This window comes from Methanofollis fontis, from assembly GCF_004297185.1.
Classification (GTDB): Archaea; Halobacteriota; Methanomicrobia; order Methanomicrobiales; family Methanofollaceae; genus Methanofollis; species Methanofollis fontis.
This window is the reverse complement of sequence record NZ_PGCL01000001.1, coordinates 686,584-700,566: the sequence shown is the minus strand read 5'-3', so window position 1 is coordinate 700,566 and position 13,983 is coordinate 686,584. Positions and strand designations below refer to the sequence as shown.

Here is a 13,983-nt window from a genome sequence, read left to right as displayed (position 1 = left end):
TCAGGTTACAGCATGGAGGACACACCAGACAGAAGAATACCGACCGGCATCGCCTCCCTTGACCCGGTGCTGGACGGCGGCGTCCCCCCGGGATCGGTGATTCTTCTACTCGGCGATATCGGGGCCGGAAACACCGATTTCGTCCGGAGTTCAGCAATATTCGCGGCAAAAAAGAAGAGAGAGAGCGAAACAGAGCAGGAAGGTGAGATCCTCTATATCACCATCACCAGGATCCGGGACGACATCCTGGATGAGGCGGCAAAATCGGTGAGCGCCGATCTCTACACCGCCATGGAGACCGGCGTGCGGTTCGAGGACCTCTCCGAACTCTACTTCGATGCAAGCGTGGTCCCGGTGGAATGGTATTCGACCACCGACATTCTGTCCAGGATGCAGAACAGCGCCCGCAGGGAGGACCTCCTGGGAGAGTTCGCTGCCCTCCTCTCCAGAACGACGCCGGCAAGCATCATATATGTCGATTCTCTCACCGATCTGGCAGCTCAGGCCAACACACCGGAGGAATGGCGGGAACTCACCGCCCTGCTCCGCGGCATCCAGCGCGTCTCCAAGGTCTGGGGCTCGGTGGTCTACCTCCCCCTCACCCGCGGTGTCCTCCCTCCGAACCGTGAACTCGAGATCCAGGACATTACCGATGCCGTGGTGCTCTTCCGGTGGGAGGAAACACAGGGGATGCGCCGTCAGCGGACGATGTACTTCCAGAAGTTCAGGGGAGTGATGCCCAACCTTGAAGAGCGCGATCTCGTGAAGTTTGCCGTGAAGATCACGTCCGGAGGCGGATTTGAGGTCTCCAATATCAGGGTGGTCATATGACAGGTGATCTGGATGAACGGGTGCAGTTCGGGATCGAAGGACTCGACGCCATGCTGGGCGGCGGTCTGCTGCACCGGAGCATATGCGCCATTGTGGGCACATACGGCACCGGCAAGACGACGTTTGCCCTCCAGTTTGTCTATGAGGGACTTGCCCGGGGAGAGAAGGCGATCTTCATCTCCCTCGACGAACGGGCGGAGATGATCCACGACGATATCAGGCGGAAGGGATGGGATCTCGACGGGTATCTGGGCACCTCCCTCTATGTGGTCAAACTCGACCCCACCGACTTTACCGTCGCCATCAACCAGATCAGGGACGAACTCCCCAGACTGATCCGGAATGTCGGTGCAACGCGGGTGGTGATCGATCCGATCTCCCTCTTTGAGGGGATCTTCACCGACGATGCAAAACGCCGGCAGGAACTCTACAGGTTCGTTGAGATGATGCGAGACGAGTCATGCACCCTCCTTCTCACCTCTGAAACCCTCCAGAACAACCCCTATGCAAGCAAATATTCGCTGGTCGAGTATATGGTCGATACCGTCATCCTCCTCCGCTATATCCGCCCTTCCGACCTTTCCGAGGTCCATCCGGCGGCAGAAGTGGTGAAAATGCGAGGATCGAATCATTCCCGGGAGATCAAGCCCTACGAGATCCTCAAGGACCGGGTGCAGGTCTATTCGGAGGCGAACGTCTTTTAAAAAAAGTATCAGAGGACGATGCCGGCGAGGTCCAGCAGCACCAGCAGCACAACCCCGATGACACCGCCAAGGGCGCAGATAATCACCGTCGAGAGCGAGATCGGGAGATCGGTCCCGCCTATGGCGCTCATCACACCGAAATGGTTGATGAGGAAGAGCAGGACCAGTCCGACGACGGCATTGATAATCAGGGTCGTGGCCTGTTTGAGGAAATAATAGAGGACCCCGATCGCGGCAATCACGATTGCAATGGTAATTATGGTCTCTATCATCCTATTTACCAATGATATGCTGGCTATTTAATCTTACGCGGGGCAGCACGGCGGTTCCGACGATCCGCTCATCCCGGTCGATCGCCGCCACGCTGGAGAGGAGATCGAAGACATTGCCGGCGAACATCGCGCTCCGGACCGGCGTCTCGAACTCGCCGTCGGCGACCCAGGAGGCGTTGGAGAGTTCCACCGAGAAATCACCGGTGATCGGGTTCGCCGTATGCGCCCCGATGAGGTCGTGGACATAGACGGCGGGGTCGTCGTCCACCGTGTCGCGCCGCCCGTCGATGACGAGGGTGTGGATCCCGATCGAGGGTGCGCCGCCCGGACCGCCCCGCACCGCCGAACCGCTGCTCTCCTGACCGTAGCGGTATGCCGTCCGCAGGTCGTAGGCATATGCCTCCAGCACGCCGCCGTCGAAGAAGGTGATCCGGCGGGCCGGGACGCCTTCGGCGTCGAAGCGGGTGCTTCCCGGCGCTTTTCTGGAAGGATCGTCCATGATCGAGAGGTTCTCGCCGATGCACTCCTCGCCGAGTTTTCCTGCAAGCCACGAGCGTCCGGCATGGACGTTCCTGCCCGAGAGTGCGGGCTCGAGGACGTGACTCAGGAGCTGGGTGAGGGCGACAGGGGAGAGCACGAGGTCATAGTTGCCGCTCTCGATCTCCTCTCCGACCGCCCCGTGTTCGGCGAAGAAGGCGGCACGTTCGCCGGTGCGCCTGGGGTCGATCTCGAGATAGGGGGAGGCATCGAACTCATACCCGGTGGAGCGTTCGTTGATGCACTCGATCGAACACCCGACGCTCGTGCGTTCCTGTTCATAGAGCACACCCGAGGTATTGGCGATGCGGATGCGGCTCTGTGAGGCCGAGGCCGAACCACCGGTAACGGCGGCGTCATGCTCCCCTGCCCCCTCGAGCATCTCTTCGAGCACATTTCTGGCCCAGGCGGGATCAAGGGCGACGCGGGGATCCCGGATGGGTGGAACCGGCGGGAGGGCGGCGGGAGAGGGCAGACCCCCCCATTCCTGGGGGTGGGCAAGACGGGCGCTGGCGCACGCCGCATCCAGGCAGGCCCGCCAGTCCCGGGGGCTGCCGGTGCTGGAGACGCCGATCCGCCCTCCGGCGATCACCCTGATGCCGATACCAAAGCCCTTCGATCCGCTCGCCGTTTCAACATGGGTGCGTTTCAGGTCTGCAGAGACCGACTCGGCCTCCGAGATATAGACCTCCACCTCGTCGGCCTGTTTCTCCCCCGCACGGAGGATCTCCTCAATCAGATCCATTGCCACCCACCATCGCATCTTCGAGGAAGATATGGGGCGAACCGTCGCTCACCGGGACGCTCTGTCCCCCCTTACCGCAGTATCCCTCATGCATTCTCCGGTCGTCGCCGACCAGGGTGATCGCATGGAGGGTGCTCAGGATATCGCCGGAGAGCGATACATCCCGCACCATCTGTCCGATCTCTCCATCCTCAATGATATATCCGTATTCGGCATTGAACTGGAAGACCCCGCGGCCGGGATCGACCTGTCCTCCCCTGGAGCCCTTCAGCAGGATGCCGCTCCGGCATTCGGCCAGTATCTCATCGTACGAGGAGTCACCCTCCTCGATGTAGGTGTTGGACATCCGCACCAGGGGCTGATCTCCGGCGGACGCCCGTGCATGCCCGGCGGCGCCGTTCCCGACGGCCGCAAGCGTCTGACGGGTGTGCATGAAGGCATTGACCCGTCCGGCACGGATCAGTTCGGTCCGGCTGACGGCGACGCCCTCGGCGTCCACCGGTTCGAACCCGAACTCGGGGAGGGAGGGATCGTCGACAATCGTCAGCACCTGACTGCCGATCGCCTCGCCGGTCCGACCGGCGAGCACCGAGTTCCCCTCCCGGATCAGGTCCCCCTCGCTCGCATGCCCGACCGCCTCATGGGCGAACACGCCGGCGAGTTCGGGGTCGAGGACCGCCCGCATCCGCCCCCCTTTCGCTGCACGGGCGTCGAGCAGGGCGATGGCGGTCTGTGCCGCCCGCTCCCCGAGGTCCTGGCGGTGGCGGAGGTTGAGCCCCCGGATGGTGTAATGGCTCTCCCGCCCCATCTGCATCTCGCCGTTCCGTGCGGCAACGGCGAGCACCGAGAAGCCGCATCGCGGGATCGCATAGGTATACTCGATCCCCGACGAGTCGCAGAACCGCACCTCTTCGATCGATTCCGCATACCGGGCGCGGGTGTTCACAATCTCCGGCAGATGGGCCGCCTCCTCGATTCCCGCAAGCAGGGCCGTCTTCTCCTCGAGAGAGACGTCCAGGGGATCTTCACCGACACCGGGCAGCGGCAGGATGCCCCGCGGCGCATCGGCAAGGTCCACCGGGTCGTCGGTGATCAGGGCAAGGGAGAGGGCCTCACGCACCAGCGGTTCTGGGAGTGCGGCAGGGTCGAGGTTCTCCATCGTGAGAATGCCCCACCCCTTCGGGCCAAGCACGCGGACGACCGCGTGGTCATAAAACGAGGTGCCCGCCGACTCGACGACACCGTTGTCGATATCGACATGGGTCGCCGAGCCTCGGACATGACGTATATCATAGTAGCGCACGGTGTCCATGCTCTACGCCGCCATATGGGTGCCGCCGCCGATGCCCGATGACGGATCGAGCGCCTTCACCGGTTCAGCGGCAAGTTTCTTCAGTTTGTCCAGGAAGACCTCGCGGTTCTGCGGCACCAGCGCCACCTCGAGCACCTCCTCTATGTGTCCGACCGGGACGATCTCCACCATCGACTGGTAGCGGTCCTCGATCAGCACGTCACCGGCGTTCGCCTTCGGGATGATCACCGTCTTGATCCCGGCCTTTGCGGCCGCCTCGATCTTGTAGGTGACACCCCCGATGGGCAGCACATCGCCGCGGACCGAGAGCGAACCGGTCATGGCCACGTCCTGCTTTACCGGGATCCCCTCGATCGCCGAGATGACGGCGGTCGCCACCGAGATGGAGGCCGAGTCCCCCTCCACCCCGCTGTAGGTGCCGATGAACTGGACGTGGACGTCCATGTTCCTGATGTCCTTGCCGGTGAACTTCTTCAGGATCGCCGAGACGTTCTGGATCGATTCCTTGGCGATCTCCTTCAGGAGACCGGTGGCGATCACCGAACCATTCGCCGCCTGTGAAGGGGTGACCTCGGCGACGATCGGAAGGATCGAACCGGAGTCCGAACCCATCACCGCAAGCCCGTTCACCCGACCGACCTGTGTTCCGGTCACGACGGAGAGGTCGTAGTCGCGTATCCGCCCGATATATTCGTCAGAGATCTGCTGCTCGATCGAACGTGCCGAGGTCTTCGCCTTCAGGACGTGCTCGGCCGTGGTCATCTCGGCGCCCTCCTGCCGGGCGATGTCGCCGGCCACACGGATCAGCCCGCCCATGTCACGGAGCTTCAGGGTGAGGTGGCCCTTGCGGTTGGAGCGGCGCTGCCCTTCACGGATCACCTCTTCTATCGCCGTCCGGTCGAAGTGCGGGATCTTCCCGTCGTTCTTGATCTCCTGGGCGATGAACCGCACAAACTTCTTGCGGTTCTCCGGCGTGTCCGGCATGGTGTCCTGCATGTAGACCTCATACCCGTATCCCCGGATACGCGACCGCAGGGCCGGGTGCATCCCCTGCATCGCATCCATGTTCCCGGCCGCCACCATGATAAAGCGGCAGGGGACGTCCTCGGTCCGGACCATGGCACCGCTCGAGCGCTCGGACTGCCCGGTGATCGGGAACTCGCCCTCCTGCAGGGCGGTCAGCAGGTTCTGCTGCGAGTGGGGGGTGAGGGTGTTGATCTCGTCGATGAAGAGCACACCGCCGTTTGAACGGTGGATCGCACCCGCCTCCACGCGGTCGTGGGCGGGGGTCTCCAGTCCGCCGGACTGGAAGGGGTCGTGCCTGACATCGCCGAGGAGCGCCCCGGCATGCGAACCCGTGCCGTCGATGAAGGGTGCGACGGCGTCGGGTTCATTGGAGACGAGCAACTTCGGGATCATCGCCTCCTCCCGCGGCCGGGCGTACTGCAGGGCCATGAAGATGAAGGCGGCGGCGATGATGCCCATCAGCCACTGCCCGGTGATGAGGGCGTAGCCGATGATGCCGAAGACGAGCAGCAGCATCAGCGTGTTTCTCATCTGTTTGCGCTTGGCCGCCTCGGCCTTGTGAGCGGCCACAATCTGCTTGCCCCTGCCTGCGGCCACCGTCCTGATTATCGGATTGTTCGAGTCCTCGAGATTGGGATAGACGAGGATGTCCTTGAGTTCCTCTTTCGGGAGAAGCTCGGCCATCGCCTTTGCCAGCATCGACTTCCCGGTGCCCGGGTTGCCGATCATCATCACGTGCCGGCGCTGGGTGGCGGCCTTCCTGATCACCTCCACGGCGTTTTCCTGACCGATCACCTGATCGATCAGTTTGGGGGGGACGGTGATCTCGGACGAACTCGAGATCTCGTATCCCTGGAGGACATCTTCCTCGGATTTTTTCTCAAGGATGTTGGATACAGTTTCTGCCATTATCGGTGCAACCTCGTTTGGGCAATGATACTTAAATACTATTTTCATGATAGTTTAAGTAGTTTCAGCTGGAGGAAACAACGAAAATGAAGGTCGTATGCACGGAAAAATCCCAGATACTCGGCGTTCGGATCGCCGACGAACTCGGGGTGCCGGTGGCCGACACCCGCTTTTCACAATTCCCTGACGGAGAACTCTACCTGCAGGTGACCGGATCGCTCGACGACGAGACGATCATCGTCGGAAGCGTCACCGACAACAATGCCCTGATCCAGCTGATGCTCCTCATCGATGCCTGCGAAACGACCACGAACACCCTGGTCATCCCCTATCTCGGCTATGCCCGGCAGGACAAGAAGTTCAGGGAGGGCGAACCCCTGAGTGCCCGCGTGGCGGCCAGGGCACTGTCCAGAGGCGTTTCAGACATCATCACCGTGAACATCCACGAACCGGAGATCGCCCGCTATTTCGACGCCCCGGCACACGATCTTTCGCTTGCGGCAGAGGTCGGCACCTATATCGGGGAGCAGGGGCTGTCCGATCCCCTGATCCTCGCCCCGGACGCCGGAGCAGCGGAGTTTGCCGGAGAGATCGCCGCTGTCGGGGGATGGCATGCCGATTACCTGAAAAAGACGCGGCTCTCCGGTGAGGAGGTCAGGATGGAGCCCAAGAGTTTTGAGGTGAGGGGACGGGAGGTGGTGATCGTCGACGACATCATCTCCACCGGCGGGACACTTGCCACGGCGACGGGAATGCTCTATGAACAGGGGGCGGCGGCAGTCCATGCCGCCTGCGTCCACGGTGTCTTCACCGGCGGCGCCTATGTCCGCCTCAGGGCGGCGGGCGTGAAGAGCCTCGTCTGCTCGGACACGATCGAGCGGGCGTGCTCATCGATCTCGGCGGCACGGACGATCGCCGCCGCACTCAGGAAATGCTCGTAATCGACGGCTCTTACGGGGAAGGAGGCGGCCAGGTGGTCAGGACGGCCGTTGCCATCGCTGCCCTGACCGGTACACCCATAGAGATCGAGCGGATCCGTGCCGGGCGGGACCGTCCCGGGCTTGCGGCCCAGCACTGCACGGCGGTGCGGGCGGTGGCCCTTGCCTGCGGTGCGGAGATGATGGGATGCTCCACCGGCAGCGGCACCCTCACCTTCCGGCCCGGCGAGATCGGGCGGACGGAGATCGTGCTGGATATCGGGACGGCCGGGAGCATCCCGCTCGTGCTGCAGGCATGGCTGCCGGTGGCACTGGTGCAGGGGGGCAGGATCACCCTCACCGGCGGGACCGAGGTGCAGCGGAGCCCGACGATCGACTACATCATCCATGTGCTGCTGCCGGTGCTCACAGGTCATGGCGCCGCCATCGATATCGAGGTGCGGGGCCGCGGCTACTACCCTCAGGGAGGGGGCGAGGTGCAGGTGACGGCGGAGGCGTCGACGATCGCACCCCTGGACCTCTCCGGTCTGCCCGACACTCGCGGCATCCTCTCCTGCTCGCAGAACCTGCCCGAACATGTGGCCGAACGGCAGGCCCGGGCGGCGGCGGCATGCCTGCCCGGCTATGAGGCGACGATCGAGCGGCGGGAGGGGAGGAGCACCGGCACATCGGTGACGGTCTGGAACCGGGCGAAGGGGGCGTGTGCCCTCGGGCGAAGGGGGCTTCCCGCCGAGCAGGTCGGCCGTATGGCGGCAGAAGAACTGCGGGCCGCCCTGAACACTCCGGGAGAGACCGACATCCACCTCGCCGATCAGCTCCTGGTCTACCTCGCCCTCTCGGGCGGGCGCTACTCTGCACCGGCCGCCTCAAGCCACGCCCTGACGGCCTGCCACCTCCTGGAACGGTTCGGGCTTTCCGTCCGGATCGAGAAGGGCACGCCGGCGGTGTTCTCGGCATGAAGGCGGTGCTGGACGCAACGGCCTTTTTTGTGGAGCGCCCCCTGAAGGGCGACCTTTTTACGACCCCTGAGGTCGTGTCCGAACTCGTCGACCTGCGTGCAAAGTGCCGTTTCGAGGCCCTCCTCGCCACAGGGCTGATCGTGAGCGAACCCTCCCCCGAGGCCCTCTCGGAGGCCAGGGTGGCGGCCGACGAGAGCGGGGATATCGGGGTGCTCTCAGAGACCGACCTCTCGGTGATCGCCCTGGCACACGAGATCGGGGCGGTCATCTACACCGACGACTTCGCCCTCCAGAACGCCGCCCTCCGCCTTGGGATCAGGATCGAACCGATCCAGCAGAGGCGGGCCAGAAAGGTGCGCTGGAAATTCCGCTGCACCGGATGCGGCCGCTATCTCGATCACGACGGCGAGTGCCCGGTCTGCGGGGCGGCGGTCCGGCGGACGAGGCGTTAGAATAATGGGCGTTGTTCCAATCGCGAATGATCTCAGTGGAGGGGGTCCGGGAGGGGTGCTCCCCTCCCGGTCAAGGGCATCGTCCCTCACGATCCGTTTTCATGGTACCGGCGTATGATCCCGGCAGTAGTCTTTCAACAGCAATCGAACGAGAAACAGAGGCACCCGCAATCGCCAAACCCTTATATACAGCGTCGGGCAGACCACTCTCTATGACGTCCCTCGACGACCTCATCGGCAAGGCGCGGATGCTCCTCTCTGACGGTCACAGTCCGGAGCAGATATCAGACGAACTCTCCCTCTCCATGGAGACGGTGACCTGGCTCCTCACCCAGCATGGAGGGGCCGAGGCGCCCAAGGATGTGCATATCGACTGGACGGCCGTGAGCAGCGATGCCGGGATGCTCGATCTGACCGCATCGATGATGATCCGGCGCTACGAGATCGCCGTCACGGACGGGCAGGGTCTCCTGAACCCCGAAGAGGCAGGGTTCGAAACCGTCGTCGGGATATCCTTCTCCGGGGTGCCGATGGCGACCATGATCGCCCAGGGGACGGACTCACGCCTTGCAATCTACCACCCGGCAAAACACAACCCGGCCAAGAACAAGGTAGGCTCGATATCCGGGAGTTTTGCACCGGTCACCGGGCGCCAGTGCGTCATCGTGGACGACGTGATCACCACCGGCAAGACGCTCCACGAGGTCGTCGATTACCTGCGCTCGCACGGGGCGCGGCCCGTCGCAATCTGGGTGCTCTTCGACAAACGCGGCATCCGATCGGTCGAGGGTGTGCCGGTCTTCTCACTCTATAATATATCCAGGATCGACTGATCCTCACTTCCCTTTTTTCTGTCCGATCGCCGTCACCACACCATGGCAGCGGCAGGCCGTGCCAACGACCATCTGCTCCTCTCTGCCGGACCGGGCCAGCAGGTCGATAACGTCCCGGCCCCTGAGTGCGCCGATGCCGGGGGCACACTGGACGCTCTCCAGGACCACAGCGCCGGGGACCGACTCCCTGAGCACCTGGAAGAGGGGTTCGTGACGGCGTCCGCTCACCGGGCAGACGGGCGGGACCGCACAGGAGGGGAGGCACCGCCCCTCCCTGTTGTACGAAACAACCGCGCTTCCCTCCCCGAAGGAGACGACAAGGTCAGGCGGGATCCCTGCCTGCAGGCGATCCACACCATCGGCCTCCACCGCCATCCCACCCCATTCCATGGCCAGTGCCGCACACACATGGATGGGTGCGGTCGGGAAGATATGGAGCGGACCTCCGGAGAGGATCACCTCCAGGGCCTCACCGATCCCCCCTTCGATCACCTCCACCCCGCCGCCGATCCTTCCAGCCGGGCAGTCGGGGTCAGGATCGATGACCAGACAGCGGTGACCGTTTTCCCGCGCATACCGGGCGCATCTCACCCCATAGGCGCCGCCCCCGATGACAAGAGAGAGGGGAGGGGTCATTCGAGCACCGTCACCCCGCTCACCACGGACGGCACGACCCTCTTCACTGTCTCCGGGTGTCCACCGGGCGGGGTAACGGTGATCTCAAAGGTCTCCCCGGGGGCGACTGGACGGGGGAAGACCGCCAGGATCTCAAACGCCTCGCCAGATTCGAGGGCATCGTCCTCGTCAGCGCTCTGGAACGGCGGACGGTCCAGGCGGCCGGTGATCGCCCAGTACGGGGGAGCGTCGCCCTCCGTGCCCCGCGGCAGATCCACCGCCCCCTCGCGGTCAGAGAACACGAACCCTGTCCGGTCCAGATCCACCCCTCCCATATCCCCGAGTAAGAGACGGATTGTGAACGAGACCGACCCCAGGGCGGTCGGGTCGTCAGGGGCCGGATACCCCTCCACCGTACCATCGATCTCGATCAGGGCGCCGGTCTCCTCCATTGCCGAATAGACCATCCCCGAGGGTTCACCGCCCCCGCCCCCCAGGATATGCCCGGCCAGCGTGAAGAGCAGTCCGGCGATCAGGATCAGGATCCCCCATTCAAGGGCGGTGAAACCAAGAACACGCCTCATCGATCTCCTGTGAGCACCCGGCGCAAAAAGCCCTTCCGAATTGAGCATCAGAACCCCCAGAACACCGGGGCGACGGCGATGGAGCGGGCGCCACCGAATCGCATATATAGAAGTTCTAATCCATATTAATGAGATATCGGAGGATTATTTACATGCTTGGTGGACAGCCAGTCGTAGTTTTACGGGATAATGTGGAGCGTACAAAGGGGCATGAGGCCCAGCAGTCCAATATTCTTGCAGCGAAGGCGATCGCCTCCGCTGTCCGGACAACCCTCGGGCCCCGCGGCATGGACAAGATGCTCGTCACTGGCAGCGGCGACGTCACGATAACCAACGACGGAGCGACCATCCTGCGGGAACTCTCGGTCCAGCACCCCGGCGCCAAGATGATGGTCGAGGTCGCCGAGACCCAGGACGACGAGGTCGGCGACGGCACCACCACCGCCTGCATCCTGGGCGGTGCCATGATGGAGCAGGCCGGAACGATGCTCACAAAGGAGATCCACCCGACCATCATCGCCGAGGGATACCGGATGGGCATGGAGAAGGCCCTGGAGATCCTCACGGACCTCACCATCACCGTCACCCCCGCGGACCGTGACATCCTGGTCCAGATCGCCTCCACCTCGATGACCGGCAAGTCGATCGAGTCCGTAAAGGAGAAGGTCGCCGGGATCATCGTCGATGCGGTCAGCGGCATCGCCGAGGAGAAGAAGGGTCAGCTCATCATCAACGAGGACGATGTGATGGTCACCAAGGAGGTCGGCGAGACGATGGACGACGCCGAACTCGTCAAGGGTGTCGTGATCAACAAAAAGCGCGTCGCCGACGGCATGCCCCGCCGGGTGGAGAACGCCAGGATCGCACTCATCGCCCAGCCCCTCGAGATCACCAAGACCCAGGTGAAGTCGAAGATCAAGATCTCGGAGAGCGAGCAGCTCACCGCCTTCGGCGAACAGGAGCGCGAGAGCCTGAAGAAACTTGCCGAGACGATCCGCGACGCCGGCGCCAACGTGGTGCTCTGCCAGAAGGGCATCGCCGACGCCGTCCAGTATTACCTGGCCAAGTTCGGCATTTTCGCCGTCGAGGACGTCAAGGAGAATGACCTGAAGTTCACGGCCAAGGCCGTCGGCAGCGTGATCGTGAACAAGGTCCAGGAACTCTCCCCCGAGATGATCGGCACCGCCGGTTACGTGGAACAGATCGAGGACACAGAGCTCGTCAAGATCGCCGAGTGCCCGAACCCGAAGGCGGTCACCATCCTCCTCCGCGGCTCCACGCAGCACCTCATCGACGAACTGGAGCGCGCTGTCGAGGATGCACGCCGGGTGGTGCAGGACGCCCTCGAGGACGGCACCTTTGTGGTCGGCGGCGGATCAGTCGAGACCGAGATCCTCCTCAAGGTGCGTGACTATGCATCGACCGTCGGCGGACGGACGCAGATCGCCCTCGAGGCCTTCTCAAACGTCTTCGAGGAGATCCCCAAGACGCTGGCAGAGAACTCCGGCTTCGACCCGATCGACAAGATCGTCGCCCTCAAGCAGGCCCATGCAAACGGCGAGAAGTTCGCCGGGCTGAACGTCTACACCGGCGAGATCATCGACATGAAGGCCGAGCGCGTCTTTGAACCCGCCCGGGTGAAGAAGCAGGCGATCATGTCGGCCGCCGAGATGGCAAGCATGCTCATCCGCGTCGACGATATGTTCGTCACCGTCAAGAGAGAAGGTGGAGCAGGTCCGGTCGCCTGAACCGGACTTTACTCACCCACCAGCTATTTTTTCAAACCCTCAGCCGCGAGAGCAGGTCGAGATGACCTCGGCCTCATCGGTGCGGATCGGATCGTCCTGCGCCACGGGGTTTCCCCCGACAAAGACGATCATCGTGTCCGGGTTCATGCCGAGCGAGAGGAGGGCGGTCTCCCAGGTGTCGCCGTCCCGCCCGTGATAGGTGAGCACGATCCCCTCCCGCGGAAAACGGAGCGTGCATTCAAATGATGGTCCCATATTCCTCAGATACACTCCGCCCCCCATCCGCATAACCGCTTCCCTACGCCCGCAGGAACTGCCAGATGGCAAAGGCGAACTCGAGGGCGATCAGGATGATGATGATCCATTCCAGAAAATAGGAGTGCTGGATCCGCACCTCGTCAGAGAGCATCGAGTAGTTGTCCCTGAGCACATTGATCCGCCGGGTCACGCTCTCGCTCCACTCGCGGCTCCGGAGCTCCCGGAGGGCGGTGGCATACACCTTTGCGTAATAGACGTCCTCGGTCACCTTGATCAGGTTGTTCACCTCCTCGATCACCTCCGAGAGTCCGGCATACGTCTCCATGATCTCGGTCATGATCACGTGGTAGCGGCGCATCCTGAGAAATCGGGGCAGGCGATCGGCCTGATCGATGTCGTCGTACATCTTCTCCACCCTCCGGACCAGCTCCCGGTCATAATACCGGAGTTCGAAGATCTGAACGATCGCATACTCGATCAGGTCCAGGATATCGGTCTGCGGTTCAGGGCTTGCGACGAGGGCGCTCCCCCAGGAGATGATCACCCGGTCATCGACGGCATAGCTGAGGGTGTTTCGGGTGATCTCCTCGTGCATCTTCGATGAAAGGGGGGTGCGGTCACCGATGAGCAGGGGAGCGGGATCGATTGGTTCGTCCATGCGGTCTGAGACATAGATGGTATAATCCTCAAAAAATCCGGAATCGATCTCGATATCAGGAAGATGCGGCCTGAAGATCTCTTTTGTCCTGCTGACATACTCCTCAAAATGCGGATCAAGCCCTTCCTGCTCGGAAAAAAGAAGGGCAACTTCTTGCAGTTCGGATTCGATTTCCAGGCCGAAACAGAGACTGATCGCACCCACATCAAACACCCTGACCGTCACCGAGAAGTCATAGGAACGTCCGTCCTTGTGAATCGAGAACGGGTCCATCCTGACCTGGATCGGCGGGTCCTCCATCATGATCGACTTCGGTTTGACCCGGAGAAACCGGGGGCGAGACGTGGGATAGGTGGCGGCAAGGCGCCTCTCAAGAAGATCAAGAGAAATTTCTCTGCCGACATCGTAGATGCGATAGAACCTGATGGCGAACATGATTGTGCTCCTCCCCCTCTCCGGGGAATTGGTGTTCTCAAAACGAAGAAGGGCGTTTTAGGAGATAAGTACGATCTCCCTGCCACCCCCACCGCAGAACGATTCTAAAACGGGATACTCATTTAAATGCACGAAGAGAATAAAGCCTGATTACGCCCCGATACAGG

General features: G+C 62.5%; 15 protein-coding genes. 7 read left to right on the top strand and 8 right to left on the bottom strand.

Annotated elements, in window-relative coordinates; translation table 11 throughout:
* Positions 1-12 precede the first annotated feature (12 nt).
* Both CUJ86_RS03460 and CUJ86_RS03455 read left to right on the top strand, forming a co-directional pair.
* Complete coding sequence (locus CUJ86_RS03460; RefSeq protein WP_130646148.1) at positions 13-831, top strand: RAD55 family ATPase; 819 nt, start codon at positions 13-15, stop codon at positions 829-831.
* Entirely contained in the window at positions 828-1,535 is a 708-nt protein-coding gene (locus CUJ86_RS03455) for a KaiC domain-containing protein (protein WP_130646147.1), read from the top strand. The genes CUJ86_RS03460 and CUJ86_RS03455 overlap by 4 nt, the downstream gene beginning before the upstream one ends.
* A gap of 8 nt (positions 1,536-1,543) precedes the next feature.
* Here the strand turns inward: CUJ86_RS03455 and CUJ86_RS03450 are convergent, their stop codons facing one another.
* From CUJ86_RS03450 to lonB, 4 genes are read right to left on the bottom strand one after another with little or no spacing between them, the layout of a single operon-like run.
* Positions 1,544-1,807: a pro-sigmaK processing inhibitor BofA family protein gene (locus tag CUJ86_RS03450; protein WP_130646146.1), complete on the bottom strand. Its 264-nt coding sequence runs from the start codon at positions 1,805-1,807 to the stop codon at positions 1,544-1,546.
* 1 nt (position 1,808) lies between these two features.
* Positions 1,809-3,089: a TldD/PmbA family protein gene (locus tag CUJ86_RS03445; RefSeq protein WP_235855564.1), complete on the bottom strand. Its 1,281-nt coding sequence runs from the start codon at positions 3,087-3,089 to the stop codon at positions 1,809-1,811.
* On the bottom strand, positions 3,076-4,401 hold the full coding sequence (locus CUJ86_RS03440) for a TldD/PmbA family protein (RefSeq protein ID WP_130646144.1): 1,326 nt from the start codon (positions 4,399-4,401) through the stop codon (positions 3,076-3,078). The genes CUJ86_RS03445 and CUJ86_RS03440 overlap by 14 nt, the downstream gene beginning before the upstream one ends.
* A 3-nt stretch (positions 4,402-4,404) precedes the next feature.
* Complete coding sequence (gene lonB / locus CUJ86_RS03435; protein ID WP_130646143.1) at positions 4,405-6,336, bottom strand: ATP-dependent protease LonB; 1,932 nt, start codon at positions 6,334-6,336, stop codon at positions 4,405-4,407.
* A gap of 86 nt (positions 6,337-6,422) precedes the next feature.
* On the opposite strand from lonB, the gene CUJ86_RS03430 reads away from it, so the two are divergent.
* The 4 genes from CUJ86_RS03430 (at position 6,423) to CUJ86_RS03415 (ending at position 9,518) form a co-directional block, all read left to right on the top strand.
* Entirely contained in the window at positions 6,423-7,277 is an 855-nt protein-coding gene (locus tag CUJ86_RS03430; protein ID WP_130646142.1) for a ribose-phosphate diphosphokinase, read from the top strand.
* Positions 7,220-8,233 (top strand): RNA 3'-terminal phosphate cyclase, encoded by a 1,014-nt coding sequence (gene rtcA, locus CUJ86_RS03425; protein WP_235855563.1) that lies wholly within the window; start codon positions 7,220-7,222, stop codon positions 8,231-8,233. The genes CUJ86_RS03430 and rtcA overlap by 58 nt, the downstream gene beginning before the upstream one ends.
* Positions 8,230-8,685 (top strand): NOB1 family endonuclease, encoded by a 456-nt coding sequence (locus tag CUJ86_RS03420; RefSeq protein ID WP_130646140.1) that lies wholly within the window; start codon positions 8,230-8,232, stop codon positions 8,683-8,685. The genes rtcA and CUJ86_RS03420 overlap by 4 nt, the downstream gene beginning before the upstream one ends.
* A gap of 212 nt (positions 8,686-8,897) precedes the next feature.
* On the top strand, positions 8,898-9,518 hold the full coding sequence (locus CUJ86_RS03415; RefSeq protein ID WP_130646139.1) for an orotate phosphoribosyltransferase-like protein: 621 nt from the start codon (positions 8,898-8,900) through the stop codon (positions 9,516-9,518).
* A gap of 3 nt (positions 9,519-9,521) precedes the next feature.
* Here CUJ86_RS03415 and CUJ86_RS03410 read toward each other — a convergent pair whose 3' ends face one another.
* Both CUJ86_RS03410 and CUJ86_RS03405 read right to left on the bottom strand, forming a co-directional pair.
* Positions 9,522-10,154 carry an NAD(P)-binding protein gene (locus tag CUJ86_RS03410; RefSeq protein WP_130646138.1) on the bottom strand — a complete coding sequence of 211 codons (633 nt, stop codon included), beginning with the start codon at positions 10,152-10,154 and terminating at the stop codon, positions 9,522-9,524.
* Complete coding sequence (locus CUJ86_RS03405) at positions 10,151-10,717, bottom strand: hypothetical protein (protein WP_130646137.1); 567 nt, start codon at positions 10,715-10,717, stop codon at positions 10,151-10,153. The genes CUJ86_RS03410 and CUJ86_RS03405 overlap by 4 nt, the downstream gene beginning before the upstream one ends.
* A gap of 152 nt (positions 10,718-10,869) precedes the next feature.
* Here CUJ86_RS03405 and thsA point away from each other — a divergent pair, with 152 nt between their 5' ends.
* The gene (gene thsA, locus CUJ86_RS03400; RefSeq protein ID WP_130646136.1) at positions 10,870-12,465 is read left to right on the top strand and encodes a thermosome subunit alpha; all 1,596 of its coding nucleotides are present in this window, start codon (positions 10,870-10,872) and stop codon (positions 12,463-12,465) included.
* Positions 12,466-12,504: 39 nt separating this feature from the next.
* On the opposite strand, the gene CUJ86_RS03395 is transcribed toward thsA, so the two are convergent.
* Positions 12,505-12,720, bottom strand: coding sequence for a thiamine S protein (locus tag CUJ86_RS03395; protein WP_130646135.1), 216 nt, complete (start codon positions 12,718-12,720; stop codon positions 12,505-12,507).
* Positions 12,721-12,763: 43 nt separating this feature from the next.
* On the bottom strand, positions 12,764-13,816 hold the full coding sequence (locus tag CUJ86_RS03390; RefSeq protein WP_130646134.1) for an RMD1 family protein: 1,053 nt from the start codon (positions 13,814-13,816) through the stop codon (positions 12,764-12,766).
* Positions 13,817-13,983: the final 167 nt, after the last annotated feature.

Bases quoted from the DNA above. Each gene is read 5' to 3' on its own strand.
- CUJ86_RS03460 (WP_130646148.1), top strand. From the start codon at position 13: ATGGAGGACACACCAGACAGAAGAATACCGACCGGCATCGCCTCCCTT.
- CUJ86_RS03455 (WP_130646147.1), top strand. From the start codon at position 828: ATGACAGGTGATCTGGATGAACGGGTGCAGTTCGGGATCGAAGGACTC.
- CUJ86_RS03450 (WP_130646146.1), bottom strand. From the start codon at position 1,807: ATGATAGAGACCATAATTACCATTGCAATCGTGATTGCCGCGATCGGG.
- CUJ86_RS03445 (WP_235855564.1), bottom strand. From the start codon at position 3,089: ATGGATCTGATTGAGGAGATCCTCCGTGCGGGGGAGAAACAGGCCGAC.
- CUJ86_RS03440 (WP_130646144.1), bottom strand. From the start codon at position 4,401: ATGGACACCGTGCGCTACTATGATATACGTCATGTCCGAGGCTCGGCG.
- lonB (WP_130646143.1), bottom strand. From the start codon at position 6,336: ATGGCAGAAACTGTATCCAACATCCTTGAGAAAAAATCCGAGGAAGAT.
- CUJ86_RS03430 (WP_130646142.1), top strand. From the start codon at position 6,423: ATGAAGGTCGTATGCACGGAAAAATCCCAGATACTCGGCGTTCGGATC.
- CUJ86_RS03420 (WP_130646140.1), top strand. From the start codon at position 8,230: ATGAAGGCGGTGCTGGACGCAACGGCCTTTTTTGTGGAGCGCCCCCTG.
- CUJ86_RS03415 (WP_130646139.1), top strand. From the start codon at position 8,898: ATGACGTCCCTCGACGACCTCATCGGCAAGGCGCGGATGCTCCTCTCT.
- CUJ86_RS03410 (WP_130646138.1), bottom strand. From the start codon at position 10,154: ATGACCCCTCCCCTCTCTCTTGTCATCGGGGGCGGCGCCTATGGGGTG.
- CUJ86_RS03405 (WP_130646137.1), bottom strand. From the start codon at position 10,717: ATGAGGCGTGTTCTTGGTTTCACCGCCCTTGAATGGGGGATCCTGATC.
- thsA (WP_130646136.1), top strand. From the start codon at position 10,870: ATGCTTGGTGGACAGCCAGTCGTAGTTTTACGGGATAATGTGGAGCGT.
- CUJ86_RS03395 (WP_130646135.1), bottom strand. From the start codon at position 12,720: ATGGGACCATCATTTGAATGCACGCTCCGTTTTCCGCGGGAGGGGATC.
- CUJ86_RS03390 (WP_130646134.1), bottom strand. From the start codon at position 13,816: ATGTTCGCCATCAGGTTCTATCGCATCTACGATGTCGGCAGAGAAATT.